This is a genomic window from Mammaliicoccus sp. J-M41, from assembly GCF_022385935.1.
In the GTDB taxonomy this organism is placed as follows: domain Bacteria; phylum Bacillota; class Bacilli; order Staphylococcales; family Staphylococcaceae; genus Mammaliicoccus; species Mammaliicoccus sciuri_A.
This window is the reverse complement of sequence record NZ_JAJNIR010000011.1, coordinates 18,501-33,536: the sequence shown is the minus strand read 5'-3', so window position 1 is coordinate 33,536 and position 15,036 is coordinate 18,501. Positions and strand designations below refer to the sequence as shown.

Here is a 15,036-nt window from a genome sequence, read left to right as displayed (position 1 = left end):
CTATTTTATGACTGAAATATTATTCAACTTCACCGTGATCTAGTGCGTCGAATGATTTTTTAATAGATTCTAAACCGCTTCTTAATTTTTCTTCACTACAAGCTAAATTCATTCTGAAATGGTGACTTTCTCCGAGCTCGTATGAATGTCCGATGCCTGTTGCAAGTTTACCTACAGATTGCAATGCTTTTTGAACATCACTTTCTACGTAACCACTTTTAGAAAAGTCTATCCAAGCTAAATATGTCGATTCAGGCTTAATGAATGATAACTGATCAGACATTTCATTTTTAATAAATTCATCTAAGATGGTCATATTCTTCTCAATATGCTCATTTAATTGATCTACCCATTCACCTGCTTCATTATAGGCTACTTTAACTGCTTCAACAGCCAATGTATTTGCAGCTGACAATCCATAATATGTTGCCAATTTACGATTGAATTGTAATGTGAAATAGCGATGTTTTGTAATCATATAACTACTTGCTAAACTCGCTAAGTTAAATGTTTTACCTAATCCAGTAACAACAAGAATTGGAGAATCTAACGTCATTTCATTTGTCATTGAATAGAATCCATTTTCACTTCTCACAAAATCCATATGAATTTCATCAGAAACAATAAAGACATCATGTCTTTCACAAACATCTTTCATAAATGCACATTCTTCTTTCGTCCAAACTTTACCTGTTGGATTATGAGGACTACACAGGACTAACACTTTAACATCATCACGTGCTGCCATTTCTTCAAATTGTTCTTTATCCAACTCATAACCGTTATCTGTCGCTACTAATGGTGATTCAACTGCCACTCTTTTATTACCTTCAATTAAATTTAAAAAGGCATTATATGAAGGTGTATGAATTAACACACCTTCACCTTCTTTTGTAAATTCACGTATAACTTCAGTTACCGTAAATAAAATACTTGGCACATAATATATATCATTCGTTTGGATATTCACAGAAAATCTTGTTTTGTACCAATTTTTAATCGCATTTAAATATGCTTCTTGCTTCCATACTAAATAACCGAAATGTGCTTGATCTAATTTGTTTTTCAAATGGTTAATAATAAAATCAGGTGTCTTAATATCCATATCGGCTATCCAAAATGGTTCTAAGTTCTCATAATCATAAACTTTACGTTGTCCATCATATGCTACTGTTGCTGTTCCCCTTCTATCAATCACTTCATCAAAATTATATTTCAATTAAATCATCCCTTCTTATTTCTTCTTTAATTCCCTTCGTTTGTTCATCAAGTTTGAGCGCAAAATAATTGGCATCATGATAGAACACGAACCAATAATCTTCTTTAATATATCTCTGTAAAAGTCTTTCCTTAGCATTAATAGAATCCATTGGATAATCATCATAGGCTGTAACCCATAAAGGATTTAAGTGAGCTAATGTAGGCAAGATATCGGCCATATGCACACCTTTCATGCCATTACTTTCAATTTCAATGACACTATGACCAGCGCTATGACCACCAGTATGTATCATTTTAATGCCTGGAACGATTTCCATCGAATCTACAAATGTTACAACTTGATGTTCAATACCTTTATAATTTTGTTCCCAATATGTAGCACTACTTCGTATATTTGGGGCTCTCAATTCATTCCATTCAATTTGTGATGTATAAATTGTTGCATTTTTAAATACTGATTGACCATCTGCAGTTGTGAGTCCACAAGCATGATCAAAATGCATATGAGACATCAATACAATATCAATATCATCTATGGTCAAATTAAATTGCTTTAATGAGTTACTAATATCACTTTCATAAGTTGTACCATAGTTTCTTTTTTGTTTGTCTGTTAATTTACCATTACCTATCCCAGCATCAATTATAATATTGTGTTCATCTGTTTGAACGAATATTGGATGTGTTACGAGAGGTATTTGATTAAGTTCATTAGGCGGATATTTTTTAGTCCACAATGCTTTTGGAACGACACCAAACATTGCACCACCATCCATTTGAGTAATACCACCTTGTAATGGATATAATTTAAAATCACCTATATTTAACAAGAAATTCCCCTCCAATCATTTATTATTATTTTATCACTAATTAGAGTAATGAACATCTTTCATGATTGCTACAACACTTTAGTTAAAAATGGCATAAAAAAAGAAGTTAGAATCATAATGATTCCAACTTCCTTATTTAAAGCTTGCTTCCATACGATAGATTCTAAAACCTCTACTAGAGAATTTATCTTCGTATTCAGTACGGATGTTATCTTCAGGCTCATCTTCATGTAAATTCAAATTAATATAATCAAATGACATACCATATTGAGACATACTTTCTAAACTATACTCAAATAATCCTTGATTATCTGTTTTGAAATGTATTTGTCCATCTTTTTTCAAAATGTGCTGATAAATTTCTAAAAAGCTAGAGAAAGTTAATCTTCTTTTAGCATGTCTTGTCTTTGGCCATGGATCTGAAAAATTCAAATAAATTCTAGAAACTTCATTTTCAACAAAATACTCTGTTAATAATTTAGCATCTTGATTAATCAATTTAATATTGTTTAATTCCATTTCTTTAACTTTTTCAAGAACACGGACCATAACATTTTTATCTTTTTCAATTGCTACGTAATTGATATTAGGATTTTGTTTAGCCGTCTCAGTAATAAATCTACCCATACCAGTTCCGACTTCAATATGAATGGGTTGATCTTTATCAAACCATTCAGCCATCTTATATTGATGATTAAGATCTACATCTACTATATTGGGATGATCTTTTAAGAAATCGTCAGCCCAAGGTTTATTTCTCATTCTCATTCAAAGTTACTCCTTATATAAATACATTTCTTGTCATTACTTCATTTAAGAAGTGTAACCAATCATTCATATCTTTATAACGTTTTTTCTCTTCATACCACTCTACCATTGCGATAGCTTGAATCAATGTATACCACTTCATACGTTTCTTTAAATCATGCGTATCGTTAATACCATACATACTTAGCCAATCTGACCAATCTTTCTCATCAACATAAGTATATAAAATCATTCCGATATCAATAGCTGGATCTGCAATCATTGCACCTTCCCAATCTACTAAGAAAAGTTCATCTTGATCAGATAAAAGCCAATTATTGTGATTCACATCTCCGTGTATGACTGTATAGAATCTACTGTCTAATGTTGGCATGTTATCTTCTAGATATAACAATGCCTTTCTCACTGTACGGTTAGACAATACATGTCGTGACAATGAGCTGTTAATTTTATTAAATAAAATCTCTGGATGCATAGGTTTCATTTCCATACGTTTAAGCATATTTAATAATTGTTTAGAAGAATGTATTTTTTTAAGAAGTTTGGCAACACGGTTAGAATTCATTTCATCTTGGACTAACTCTCTACCATTTTTCCAATGTTGTGCAGTTACAACTTCTCCTGTTTCGATTCTTTTTGTCCAAACTAATTTTGGCACGATACCTTCAGCAGATAATGCTGTTAAGAAAGGACTTGAATTACGTTTTAGGAAGAGCTTGCGGCCATCTTGTTCTGCCATATATGCTTCACCAGATGCACCACCTGCTGAGTCTAATGTCCATCCTAATTGATAAAAATGTTCCAACCTATCCACCTCACTTTCAATAAAAGAAAAAGAAAAAGACTCAAGAATATTCTTTTTCAAGAGTCATATTTTAATCTTAAAAATTTTTGTTTAATTTTTGTAATTTTAGTGCGCTTGATTTAAATTTTATTATCTTTCGGTTAAGATTTCAACCTCATAAATGAAAACTTTCGAGTATTTTGAACCTATTCATATACAATAAGTCTTATAAATTCAGTATCCACTTGAATTACTTAAGATATTAAAATTACACTAAAAAATTTTTATGATTTTGACTCTATATAATTATTAAATGCATTTTGTAATTGCTTCGTAATTTGTCCGACTTTTCCGCCACCTATTTTTTGATCATTTACTTGTACAACTGGCATCACTTCAATAGATGTACTTGAAATAATCACTTCATCTGCATCATTTAAGAAATCTAATGTAAATGATTCTTCAATAAATGGAATATTTAAATCTTCGGCTAATTCTTTTATAACACGTCTCGTAATCCCATTAAGGATTAAATTATTTGCAGGATGTGTATAAATTTTGCCATCTTTAATTGCATAAACGTTACTTGAACTACCTTCAGTAACTGTTTCGCCTCTATGCATGATTGCTTCAGCAGCATCGTTTTGTGTAGCTTTCTCTTTTGCTAACACATTACCTAATAAGTTTAAGCTCTTAATATCACATCTCAACCATCTGATATCTTCAACTGTAATAGCTTTAACACCATTTTCTAATTCGTCATATGGTCTGTCATAGCTTTTAGAGAATGCTGAGAATACAGGCTTTGTACTCGCATCAGGAAACGGATGGTTTCGAGGTGCAACACCACGTGTCACTTGAATATACACGCCACCATTTACAACATTATTCTTCGCTGCTAATTCTTTTGTTACTTCTGTTAAACCTTCAACAGAATACGCGTCTAAATTAAGTCCAATTTCTTTCGCACTTCTAAATAATCGTTCATAGTGCTCTTTAGATGTGAATACTTTGCCATCATATATACGTATGTATTCGTATATGCCATCACCAAAGTTATAACCTCTATCAGAATAGCTAACCTTACCTTCAGATTCATCAACAAACTCATCATTTATATAAATATAACTCATTCATCATCACCCTTTACACAGACATTGTATATAGCTTCTAAATAAATTGCAGTTGCATTAAATAATTGTTTTTTCGTGATATATTCATTTTTTTGGTGCATTAAATCTTCAGAATCTTTAAACATGGCACCGAATGCCACACCTTTATCTAAGTTTCTAGCATATGTACCGCCACCGATTGTATACGGCTCGGACTGATCACCTGTTTGATTGCGATATGCTGATAATAGTTTTTCAATAAATGGATCGTTTTTATCTACATAATGCGGAACTTGGTGTTTATCCATTTCAATGTCGAAGCCTTTTTCTTTCAATTCTTCTGAAAAACGAGACATTGATTGGTCGAAATTAAAGCCTTCTGGATATCTTAAATTAATACCAAATTGACCACCATCTACATCTGTATAACTCATAATACCTGTATTAGTCGTCACTTCACCCATTTCTTCAGTAGCAAATTTCATACCCATTTTTTCACCTTTTGGAGAATCAACTAAGTATTCATTTGCAAATTTCACATATGAGCTCGCGTATTTATCTAAATTTAATTCATTTAAGAATTGAATAAGGTATAAGCCAGCATTCACACCTAATGTAGGATCCATACCATGAGCTGATTTACCGTGAACAACGATGTTTAAGAATCCTTCATCAATTGTTGTTTCGCCTTCAATCTCATGTTCATTTAAAAATGATTCAAATTTCTGAACAACATTTGTCATTTGTTCTTTGATAAGTAATTTAGCTTGTGCAGTATCAGGTACCATATTGAATCTTTCACCTGAGAAGAATGCTTTTAATTCTACTTCAGGCTCATCATTATCTTCCACATAACCAGATTGAACGATGTTGAATGTTACAATCCCTTTTTCTCCGTGGATTAGTGGGAATTCTGCATCTGGTGCAAAACCTACTGAAGGCATTTCTTCAGTTTCAAAATAACGATCTGTACATTTCCAATCAGATTCTTCGTCAGTACCTACAATAATATGTATTCTTTTTTTCCATTCGACATTCATATCTTCAAGTATCTTAACGGCATAGTATGCTGCAATTGTTGGTCCTTTGTCATCAAGTGTACCTCTCGCAATAATTGCATCTTCTGTTTCTACAGGTTCAAACGGATTAGAATCCCATCCAGCACCTGCTGGCACAACGTCAACATGGCAAAGTATACCTAATAGATCATCACCTTTACCCGCTTCAATTCTACCTGCAATATTGTCTATATCAACATGAGAAAATCCATCTCTTTCACCTAACTTGTACATATAATTTAACGCTTCTTTTGGACCTGGTCCAACTGGCGCATCGTATGTACTTGCTGCATCATCTCTTACACTTTCGATGCTTAATAGCCCCTTTAAATCATTTATAATATCTTCTTCATATTCTTTAACTTTATCTCTCCACATCGAAAATCATCTCTTTCTTAACTTGAATAGTTATCTATATAATACATGATATTTTTGTAAATATGAAATAGAATTACCGATAAATTTTTAATTTTTATACAGAAAGTTATTTCCTTTTACGTACGACTAAAGTCGTATATAAAATTATTTTTTTGAATCTTATTATTTCCCGACATGACAAAAGTTGTTAACAAAAAAACTAGGACAAATAAGTTGCCCTAGTTTTAGCCAATATTGAACATAAGAAGAAAATTATTTCTTCAAGTCTTCTTCTGTAACAACTCTTAAATTGTTGTTAGCAGTTCCGCCTTCGTCATCAAATTTAGCTTCTCTTTGTTCAGTTGGATCTTGATCTTCTTTTTTCAGACGAGATTTAGCATTTGATGCATAACCTTTTGGATCTTCTTTTGCTTTTTGGAATTCATTTTTCGCTTTTTCTTTAGCTGACTCTTTATAAGAAGTTGGATCTTCTTTATATTTTGAGTACTCGTCTTGTGCTTTACCTTTTAGTTCGTTTGCTTTTTGTTTAGCATTTTCTTTGTAATTCTCTGGATCTTCTTTATATTTCCCGTATTCATTTTTTAATTTATCTCTATTTTCTTTTTTAGATAAGACAACTGCTGCTGCAGTTCCTCCTAATACTACTAACGTTCTAAATAATCCTGCTTTTTTAGCCATTTGTATCCACCTCTATTTAGTTAATAGTTATTATATTACCCCGCGGAAATCTTTCTAAACATTTTAAACAGATAAATTTAAAAATTTAAAATCTTCTTCTAACAAATGTCTATACTCACCAAGTTCTAAACGTTCATCAAGTTCTAAATCAGCAATTTGAACACGTTTTAAATAAGTCACTTCACAACCTATCGCATGAAACATTCGCTTAACTTGGTGGAATTTACCTTCATAAATCGTAACGTAAGCTATCGACTCTTCTCCATTTTCTACAATTTCTAATTCACTTGGTGAAGACGTAAAGTCCCCTAAATCAATGCCTGCTTTAAAAATATCTATTGCATCATCTGAAATGTGTCCAGATACTTCAACATAATACTTTTTAGCGACTTTTTGTTTCGGACTCATAAGTTGATGCGAGAATTTACCATCGTTTGTTAAAAGTAATAAACCTTCTGTATCTTTGTCTAAACGCCCTACCGGGAATAAATCTAAATGCATATATTCTGGAACAATATCAATGACTGTTTCATGTTCATCATCTTCTGTTGCTGAAACGAATCCTGATGGCTTATTCATCATTAAATAGACAACTGGTTCATATTCTATCGGGATATCATCAAATGTTATGACATCTTCTTCTGGATTAATATGCATTTCAGGTTTCTTAACGATTTCATCATTAACGGTAACGAGATTTTTCTTTAGAAACTTTTTAACTTCTTTTCTTGTTCCGATACCTGAATTTGCTAAAAATTTATCTAATCTCATCATTTACACCCACTTAATTTTGCGTCTAATTTTAGCAGTTAAATCACCTAAAAATTCATCTGCTAAACGTGAACGCATTGTTAAATATCCATATACGATTACACCAACACATCCTCCTACAATAAGTGTGATAAGCGCACCTAATTTAGATGTTGGATCAATGATTAATGACACAATAAAGTAACTTAACTCAACGAATAATACCATGATTATAGTATAGAAAGTAATTCTTAATGTATGGTAAATTGTGATATTAAATTTAAAGTCTGCATATTTATATAGAACTACACAATTTAAGATAACAGCTACTAATAATGCGATTGCCGTACCAATAACAGCACCTAACGTATGGAATACCATAATAAGTGGTAAGTTTATAACTGCTTTAATGACTAATGACGCGATAACGATCCATACTGTTAAGGCTTGTTTATCAATACCTTGCAACATTGAAGCTGTTACAGATAATAATGCGATTAAAATACTAACTGGCGCATACCAGAATAATATTTCTGTACCCATTGGATTATAACTATAGAACACGTTATATAATGGTTGTGCTAATACCATAATGCCAAGTGATGCTGGAACTGTTAAATATAACAATACACCTAATGATTTTCTAATTTGGTGATGCATTGCATCAATTCTACCTGAATTGTAAGTATTCGTAATAAATGGTACTAAACTCACTGCGAATCCTGCTGCAAGAGATGTCGGAATCATAACAATTTTATTAGTTGTCATACTCAGCATTGTGAAATAAATATCTTGTAATTCACTGCCTACCCCCGCCATTGCTAACCCAGTATTATGTGTAAACTGGTCGATTAAGTTTATAATCGGAAAACATAAACTTACGATTACAAATGGAATACTGTATTTAATAATTTCTTTATATATTTTGATATACGACACATCAATATCGCTTGTATCTTGTTGAACTTCTGCTTTTATTAAATGTCTTCTCTTCATCCAAAAATAAAGTAAAGTCAATAATGCGATAATTGCACCGATACCAGCTGCAAATGTTGCAACTTGGTTGGCCATTAATACAGAACCATCCATGACATTTAATACGATATAACTTCCACCAAGTATAAATGCGATACGTGCTACTTGTTCAGTTACTTCAGATACAGCTGTAGGACCCATTGAATTAAATCCTTGGAAGATCCCTCTCCATGTTGCGAGTAATGGAATAAATAATACTACAAAACTTATTGTTCTAATAACAGTTGTAATATCTTCTATACCCCAACCGCCTTCTATACCACCTTTATTTGCTAAAGTTAATTGAGCAATAGTTGGTGATAAGAAATAAAGTAATAAAAATCCGATAAATCCTGATACCGTCATAACTAAAAAGCTTGACCGGTACAATTTTCTACTTACTTTATAAGCACCTAATGCGTTATATTTAGATACATATTTCGCAGCTGCTAAAGGAACGCCCGCAGTTGCTATTGTTATCATGATTGTGTATGGTTGATAAGCATATGTAAATGGGGCAAGATTTTTTTCATCGCCTATAATAGCGTAAAAAGGTATTAAATAAAGAATACCAATTACTTTTGTTATTAAAATACTTGCAGTAAGTAGGAAGGTTCCCCTTACTAGCGCTTTACTTTCTGACATAATTTCATCCCTATCTAATTTACTTTTAAATTTAATAATAACAGGTTTATTTCTATTCTACTACTTTTTTAAAGACACATTATTCGTTAAAATATTATTACATCGACTTATGGAGGTAACTTATGTATCATACAATAATTATCGGTGCTGGACCTAGTGGTTTAATGGCCGCATATAGTGCAAGTTCAAATGGTAAAAACGTCTTGTTACTTGAAAAGAAAAAAGGCTTAGGACGAAAGCTCCGCATTTCTGGTGGCGGTAGATGTAATGTTACCAACCGCTTACCTTATGAAGAAATTATAAAAAACATTCCTGGTAATGGAAAATTCTTATATAGTCCATTTTCAACATTCGACAATGAATCTATTATACAATTTTTTGAATCTAAATCTGTACACTTAAAAGAAGAAGATCACGGACGAATGTTTCCTGTTTCAAATCGCGCTCAAGATGTTGTTGATGCACTAGTTGATTCCATTAAACAAAATGGTGTAGAAATACGCCAAGAAACTACAGTATCATCTATTGAAAGTGAAAATCAACAAATAACAGGCGTCACACTACAAGATGGTACATTTATCCCTGCAAAGACTGTCATCATCGCATCAGGCGGTTGCAGTGTGCCACATACTGGATCGACAGGAGACGGGTATAAATTTGCTGAGCATTTAGGTCATTCCATAACAGAACTATTCCCAACAGAAGTACCAATTAAATCTAGTGAACCATTCATTAAAAACAAAACACTACAAGGATTAAGTTTACAAGATGTTGGACTATCTGTACTCAAGAAAAATGGTAAACCTAGAATTACACATCAAATGGATATGTTGTTTACACATTTTGGCGTTTCAGGACCAGCAGCATTAAGATGTAGTCAATTTGTTTACAAAGAACAAAAAACTCAAAAGAAAACCGACATACAAATGTCTATAGATGCCTTTCCAGAAATTAAAGCACATGACTTAGAACAACAAATTGTAAAAAAATTAAAAGACGAACCAAATAAAGCAATTAAAAATGCACTAAAAGGACTTGTCCAAGAAAGATATTTACATTTTATCTTACAACAGTCAAGTATTGATTTAGACGTGACATACCATCATCTGTCCCAACAAGCCATTCGAACATTCGTAGAAAACCTTAAATCATTTACATTCACAGTAAATGGTACACTTCCACTCGATAAAGCTTTCGTAACAGGTGGCGGTGTTAATATAAAAGAAATCGAACCCAATACTATGGCATCCAAAATATGTGCAGGACTTTACTTCTCAGGAGAAGTATTAGATATCCACGGTTATACAGGTGGCTATAATATAACAAGCGCACTTGTCACTGGATATGTAGCAGGCTATAACGCCGCACAATTTAATGATTAAAATTCTATAGTATGCATATAGTGGCAGGTGTGATTTATGGCACCCTTATTTACAGAACTTCTTATAACTGTTATTAACTCTAAACAATATTATACTCACACATATTTTAAGGCTGAGACATTTAAAAAATGTCTCAGCCTTATTTATTTCTTCATTAAACTCTTTTGTTTTCTAAACCATCGTCGCCCCACTCATTCATGCCGCCTTCTATGTTTACTGCATCAATGTCGTGGTCATTTAAATAATCAACTACTCGAGCACTTCTAACGCCACCTGCACATACAATATAATATGTTTGGTCTTTAGAGAAATGATCTAATTCATTTGGAATTTCTCCCATTGGAATATGTTTAGCACCAGGGATTACACCTAGAGCTACTTCATGATCTTCTCTCACATCAACTATATTAATTGGGCTATTAGATGTAATTTTTTCTGCTAATTCTGTTACTGTAATTTCTTTCATCACTAGAACACTCCTAATTGATTAATTTGCTACGATATTAACTAACTTTTGTGGAACTGCAATCACTTTACGGACTGTTTTACCTTCAATCGCTTCTTTGATTTTTTCATTATCCATCGCTACTGCTTCCATTTCATCTTTCGATAAATCTTTAGAAATTTTAATTTTGTCTTTTAGTTTACCGTTAACTTGGATAACAATTTCTATTTCGTTATCTACTAGTAATGACTCATCAAATGTTGGCCATACTTCATAAGATAAAGTATCGTTATGACCAAGTTTTTGCCATAATTCTTCAGAAATATGTGGCGCAATTGGTGATAACATTTTAACAAAACCTTCAGCATATGCTTTATTGATTTGATCTTGTTTATAACAATCATTAATGAATACCATCATTTGACTGATTGCAGTATTGAAGTTTAGTGTATCGAAGTCTTCAGTTACTTTCTTAACTGTTTGGTTATACACTTTGTCTAGGTCTGGAGTTTCATTTTCAACGACCTTATCCGTAATGTTCCCTTCTTCTGTAACAAATAAACGCCATACTCTATCTAAGAAACGACGTGAACCGTCTAATCCATTTTCACTCCATGCAATTGCTGCATCTAAAGGACCCATGAACATTTCATATAGACGTAATGTGTCTGCACCATGAGAACGTACAATATCATCAGGGTTAACAACATTACCTTTTGATTTACTCATTTTTTCATTACCTTCACCAAGAATCATACCTTGGTTAAATAATTTTTGGAAAGGCTCTTTAGTTGGTACTACACCGATATCGTATAACACTTTATGCCAGAATCTTGAATATAATAGATGAAGCACGGCATGTTCTACACCACCGATATATAAATCTACTGGTAACCAGTGTTTAAGTTTTTCAGGATCAGCTAATTGTTCATTGTTATGTGGATCGATATATCTTAAGTAATACCAACAGCTTCCTGCCCATTGTGGCATCGTATTCGTTTCACGACGACCTTTCATACCTGTCTTAGGATCTACAACATTAATGAATTCATCGATATTAGCTAAAGGTGATTCTCCTGTACCTGATGGTTTAACTTGATCTGTTTCAGGTAGGATTAATGGAAGTTCTTCTTCAGGAACTGTTGTCATTGTACCATCTTCCCAATGAATAACTGGAATTGGTTCACCCCAATAACGTTGTCTACTAAATAACCAATCTCTTAATTTATAGCTTACTTTTTTATGACCAATACCTTTTTCTTCAAGTAATTCAATCGCTTTAGGTACCGCTTCTTCTTTTGTTAAGCCATTTAATACATCTGAATCAATCATTTTACCATCTTCATCATATACTGTGATGATATCTAAATTGAATTTCTCTGCAAACTCAGCATCTCTTTCATCATGTGCTGGAACTGCCATTACTGCACCTGTTCCATAACTAATTAACACATAATCAGCAACCCAAATCGGCATTTTTTTACCAGTGAATGGGTTTGTTGTAAATGCACCAGTGAATACACCACTTTTATCTTTTGCTAAATCTGTTCTTTCTAAGTCAGATTTACGTGATGCTGCTAATTTATATGCTTCAACTGCTTCTTTTTCATCTTCAGTCGTAATTAAATCTACTAAAGGATGTTCTGGAGAAAGTACAGCAAAAGTTGCACCATAAATTGTATCTGGACGAGTTGTAAATACTTCAAATGATAAATCTGTATTATCAATATTGAATTTTAATTCAGCACCTTCAGATCTACCAATCCAGTTTCTTTGCATATCTTTAATAGATTCAGGCCAATCTAATTCATCTAAATCTTCTAATAAACGATCTGCATATTCAGTAATTTTTAATACCCATTGTCTCATTGGTTTACGAACAACTGGATGTCCTCCACGTTCTGAAACACCATCAACAATTTCTTCATTAGATAATACTGTACCTAATGCTGGGCACCAGTTTACTGCTACTTCATCAACATATGCCAATCCTTTATTATATAATTGAATGAAAATCCATTGCGTCCATTTATAGTAATCTGGGTCAGTTGTATTCACTTCTCTATCCCAGTCATATGAGAAACCTAGCTCTTGAATTTGTCTTTTAAAAGTCGCAATATTTTTAGCTGTAAATTCTTTAGGGTCATTCCCTGTATCGATAGCATATTGCTCAGCTGGTAAACCAAATGCATCCCAACCCATTGGGTGAAGTACATTGTAACCTTGCATTCTTTTATATCTTGAGACGATATCTGTAGCTGTATAACCTTCAGGATGTCCTACGTGTAAACCAGCGCCAGATGGATATGGAAACATATCTAAAGCGTAGAATTTCTTTTGTCCAAGATTATCGTTAGCTTTAAATGTTTTGTTAGCTGCCCAAAAATCTTGCCATTTCTTTTCAATTTGTTGATGATTATAATTCATTTGTTCGTTCCTCCTATAAAATAAAAAAAAGCCATCCCAACCATCATAACAGTTGGGACGACTTGAATAAATATGCCGCGGTACCACCCAGAATTCACAATTAAGTGCTCTTCATTTATATGGTTTAAGATTGCTTTTAATAAATAATAATTCGTTCATAAGTTCACTTAATGGATATCATCAGTTCACAGCACCACTGACTCTCTTAAGATTCGCATTAAAGCTACTTTACTTATATACATCCTAATATTATGCAATTTCAATATATTTTGCAAGTCTTATTTATTAATATCATGTATCTTGCTTTGGAATACCTCTATCATAAATGTATAAGAAGTAATAACCTATTAAAATAAGTAATATCATACTGTAAAACATCATTTTCATATCAAACATATCAACTATTACGCCACCTACAACTGGACCGAATGCTTTCCCTACTGTTGAAGATGCGTTTACAATACCTTGATATGCGCCCATTCTGCCTTTAGGTGCTAATTTATTTGCGATTGCAGGTACTGCTGGCCATACAAACATTTCTCCAAATGTTAAAATAACCATCCCTACAACAAACATTGTAAATTGCTCAGCAAAGCTTGTAATCACATAACTTAAAATAAAAATCGTCAGCCCTATAAACATTTGTAATTTCAATTTCTCTTTAAATCTATTGATAAATGGCGCAATTAAAGGTTGTCCTGCTAATATCAATACACCATTTATTGTCCAAAGGAAACTATATTGTTTTAAGGAAATTCCAACTGACTGTGTATAAGTTGCAATTGTTGTTTGCCACTGAACATAACCGATCCAACATAAACTAAACATAACACATAGAAGTATAAGTGCAGTGAATTTACTTTTATCTTTAACTTGCATAGCACTCGTGATGCCTTCATCATTTTTCAAATGAATATCTAAATCTATGTTGTAATATTTTAATGCTATTATGATAAACACGACATATAGTAGTAAGTTCGCCATAAAAATATAATTAAAGCTAAAGTCCGCTACAAATCCACCTGCTGCAGCCCCAATAGAAACACCTAAGTTCTGTGCAAGATAAATCGCATTAAATGTTGTACGTCCACCGTTTGGCCAACTCGCAGCAGCCATTGCATAAATAGCTGGCACAATCACGCCTCCACCGAAACCAAGTATCACAAGCCAAAATGGATACCATGGCCAATCATTTAAAAAGTTTAACCCGATTAAACTTAAAATATTTAAAATAGAGGCAAAAATAATAGAACGAAACCCACCAATTTTGTCGAATAAACTTCCGCCTAATAAATTCCCGATTACACTCCCGAATGCATTAATCATTAAAACGATACCAGCTGTACTTAAACTCTTACCTAATTCTTCATTCATATATATTGTATTAAGTGGCCATAAGAAACTCGATCCTGTAATATTAATCGCCATTCCTATGATGAGCATTTTAACAATTTTCGGCATTCTCAAGGATTTCGACCTCCTCTCAAATTTTGTCAATTTTAATAGTCTAAACCTTTTTCTGCAAAAGTTCAATATTATATGTT

13 protein-coding genes are annotated in these 15,036 nt (G+C 32.7%); 1 reads left to right on the top strand and 12 read right to left on the bottom strand.

Features of this window, described 5'->3' with window-relative positions:
• Window positions 1-19: 19 nt before the first annotated feature.
• The 9 genes from LQ686_RS06150 to LQ686_RS06110 all read right to left on the bottom strand — a co-directional run bounded on the left by LQ686_RS06150 (window position 20) and on the right by LQ686_RS06110 (window position 9,238).
• A complete protein-coding gene (locus LQ686_RS06150; RefSeq protein WP_107565168.1) occupies window positions 20-1,219 on the bottom strand; it encodes a MalY/PatB family protein in 1,200 nt (399 codons plus the stop codon).
• Window positions 1,209-2,051 (bottom strand): YtnP family quorum-quenching lactonase, encoded by an 843-nt coding sequence (locus tag LQ686_RS06145; protein ID WP_025905272.1) that lies wholly within the window; start codon window positions 2,049-2,051, stop codon window positions 1,209-1,211. Before LQ686_RS06145 ends, LQ686_RS06150 begins: the two co-directional genes overlap by 11 nt.
• Before the next feature lie 132 nt (window positions 2,052-2,183).
• Window positions 2,184-2,819 carry a tRNA (guanosine(46)-N7)-methyltransferase TrmB gene (gene trmB / locus LQ686_RS06140; protein ID WP_025905271.1) on the bottom strand — a complete coding sequence of 212 codons (636 nt, stop codon included), beginning with the start codon at window positions 2,817-2,819 and terminating at the stop codon, window positions 2,184-2,186.
• A gap of 13 nt (window positions 2,820-2,832) precedes the next feature.
• Window positions 2,833-3,624 carry a phosphotransferase family protein gene (locus LQ686_RS06135; RefSeq protein ID WP_025905270.1) on the bottom strand — a complete coding sequence of 264 codons (792 nt, stop codon included), beginning with the start codon at window positions 3,622-3,624 and terminating at the stop codon, window positions 2,833-2,835.
• A 263-nt stretch (window positions 3,625-3,887) separates the two neighbouring features.
• Complete coding sequence (gene dat / locus LQ686_RS06130) at window positions 3,888-4,736, bottom strand: D-amino-acid transaminase (protein ID WP_025905269.1); 849 nt, start codon at window positions 4,734-4,736, stop codon at window positions 3,888-3,890.
• Window positions 4,733-6,151, bottom strand: coding sequence for a dipeptidase PepV (gene pepV, locus LQ686_RS06125; RefSeq protein ID WP_025905268.1), 1,419 nt, complete (start codon window positions 6,149-6,151; stop codon window positions 4,733-4,735). The genes dat and pepV overlap by 4 nt, the downstream gene beginning before the upstream one ends.
• Window positions 6,152-6,403: 252 nt before the next feature.
• Entirely contained in the window at window positions 6,404-6,829 is a 426-nt protein-coding gene (locus LQ686_RS06120; protein WP_025905267.1) for a YtxH domain-containing protein, read from the bottom strand.
• Between the two features lie 63 nt (window positions 6,830-6,892).
• The gene (locus tag LQ686_RS06115) at window positions 6,893-7,600 is read right to left on the bottom strand and encodes a pseudouridine synthase (protein WP_025905266.1); all 708 of its coding nucleotides are present in this window, start codon (window positions 7,598-7,600) and stop codon (window positions 6,893-6,895) included.
• Window positions 7,601-7,603: 3 nt separating this feature from the next.
• Window positions 7,604-9,238 (bottom strand): putative polysaccharide biosynthesis protein, encoded by a 1,635-nt coding sequence (locus LQ686_RS06110; protein ID WP_107565167.1) that lies wholly within the window; start codon window positions 9,236-9,238, stop codon window positions 7,604-7,606.
• A gap of 122 nt (window positions 9,239-9,360) precedes the next feature.
• On the opposite strand from LQ686_RS06110, the gene LQ686_RS06105 reads away from it, so the two are divergent.
• Complete coding sequence (locus tag LQ686_RS06105; RefSeq protein WP_107565166.1) at window positions 9,361-10,620, top strand: BaiN/RdsA family NAD(P)/FAD-dependent oxidoreductase; 1,260 nt, start codon at window positions 9,361-9,363, stop codon at window positions 10,618-10,620.
• Window positions 10,621-10,774: 154 nt separating this feature from the next.
• On the opposite strand, the gene LQ686_RS06100 is transcribed toward LQ686_RS06105, so the two are convergent.
• The 3 genes from LQ686_RS06100 to LQ686_RS06090 all read right to left on the bottom strand — a co-directional run bounded on the left by LQ686_RS06100 (window position 10,775) and on the right by LQ686_RS06090 (window position 14,959).
• Entirely contained in the window at window positions 10,775-11,086 is a 312-nt protein-coding gene (locus LQ686_RS06100) for a rhodanese-like domain-containing protein (protein WP_107565165.1), read from the bottom strand.
• A gap of 21 nt (window positions 11,087-11,107) precedes the next feature.
• The gene (leuS, locus tag LQ686_RS06095; protein ID WP_107565164.1) at window positions 11,108-13,492 is read right to left on the bottom strand and encodes a leucine--tRNA ligase; all 2,385 of its coding nucleotides are present in this window, start codon (window positions 13,490-13,492) and stop codon (window positions 11,108-11,110) included.
• A 291-nt stretch (window positions 13,493-13,783) separates the two neighbouring features.
• The gene (locus LQ686_RS06090; RefSeq protein WP_025905261.1) at window positions 13,784-14,959 is read right to left on the bottom strand and encodes an MDR family MFS transporter; all 1,176 of its coding nucleotides are present in this window, start codon (window positions 14,957-14,959) and stop codon (window positions 13,784-13,786) included.
• Window positions 14,960-15,036 lie beyond the last annotated feature (77 nt).